The sequence below is a fragment of the Neisseria sp. HMSC070F02 genome (assembly GCF_001814225.1).
Taxonomy (GTDB): Bacteria; Pseudomonadota; Gammaproteobacteria; order Burkholderiales; family Neisseriaceae; genus Neisseria; species Neisseria meningitidis.
Genome location: NZ_KV815418.1, coordinates 1 through 718 on the forward strand (window position 1 = coordinate 1; position 718 = coordinate 718).

The window sequence follows — 718 nt, forward strand, 5'->3', positions numbered from 1 at the left end:
GTTGCTGGATTCCCGCCTGCGCGGGAATGACGGCCGCCGGACGGCAAACGACCATACACAATTATTGACAACCCCATTTATTGCGAAAGTCAGCCTAGGAGAATCGATCTAATTGTCAACATTCCCTTATAATCAAAGGGATTACACTTTATTTTACGCAAATTCGGGGGGGGGGTGATTTTTGATGTTTTTTGACGAAAATTTACATTTGGACAACAGAAAGAAAAAAGCCGTGTCGCATCTGTGCAACACGGCTTGGCGGGCGCAAACGGATATAGTGGATTAACAAAAACCAGTACAGCGTTGGCTCGCCTTAGCTCAAAGAGAACGATTCTCTAAAGTACTGAAGCACCCGTACTATTTGTACTGTCTGCGGCTTCGCCGCCTTGTCCTGATTTAAATTTAATCCACTATAATACGGTGTTCCCTGCCGCCGCAGGCGGAACGCCGGATGACGGGGTTTTCCCTAAGGGTGCGGCTGCCGCTATATCACGAAATCCAACAGGTAGAAATCTTCTTTGCCTACACCGCATTCGGGGCATTTCCAGTCGTCGGGGATGTCTTCAAACTTTGTCCCGGGGGCGATGCCGTGTTCGGGGTCGCCGTGTTCTTCATCGTAAATCCAGCCGCAGGGGCCGCACATATATTGCGCCATTTGTGTTTCCTTGTTTTTTGTATAGTGGGTTAACAAAAACCGGTACGGCGTTGCCTCGCCTTA

General features: G+C 49.2%; 1 protein-coding gene. It reads right to left on the reverse strand.

Annotated elements, in window-relative coordinates:
- Nucleotides 1-484: 484 nt before the first annotated feature.
- Nucleotides 485-655, reverse strand: coding sequence for a rubredoxin (locus HMPREF2959_RS05100; protein WP_002217326.1), 171 nt, complete (start codon nucleotides 653-655; stop codon nucleotides 485-487).
- Nucleotides 656-718 lie beyond the last annotated feature (63 nt).